Annotated in this window: 1 protein-coding gene; it reads right to left on the bottom strand. The window is 68.7% G+C overall.

All coding sequences use genetic code 11. The annotated features are described in order from the left end of the window. Positions 1-47: 47 nt before the first annotated feature. Positions 48-402: chemotaxis protein CheW (locus ACEWB7_RS18390; RefSeq protein WP_411581148.1), on the bottom strand; the 355-nt coding region annotated here is incomplete at its 5' end.

Raw genomic sequence — 402 nt, 5'->3', positions numbered from 1 at the left:
GGGTGAAGGTCAGGTATTCCTGCGCCGGGCCGTTCGCCTGGCTTGCCTCAGTGCCGTTCATCGGCGGTGTCCTCCCGCGCCGCCAGGCGTGGCAGCGCATCGACGTCGAGAATCAGGGCGACGCTGCCGTCGCCCATGATGGTGGCGCCGGCGATACCCTCCACGCGGCGGAAATTCTGTTCCAGGCTCTTGATCACCACCTGCTGCTGGCCGACCAGTTCGTCCACCTGCAGGGCGAAGCTGCGCCCCTCGGACTCGAGGATCACCACGATGCCCTGCTCCGGCGCCGGCGCTTCGCCGCCGATGCGCAACAGCTCGTGCAGGCTGAACAGCGGCAGGTACTCGCCGCGTACGCGGATCATCGCGTTGTCTTCGCCGCCGAGGCCGCGCACGTCGTCGCTG

Origin of the sequence: Acinetobacter sp. NIOH-H-8, from assembly GCF_046635365.1 — a bacterium.
Classification (GTDB): domain Bacteria; phylum Pseudomonadota; class Gammaproteobacteria; order Pseudomonadales; family Moraxellaceae; genus Acinetobacter.
This window is presented reverse-complemented; position numbering and strand designations above follow the sequence as displayed.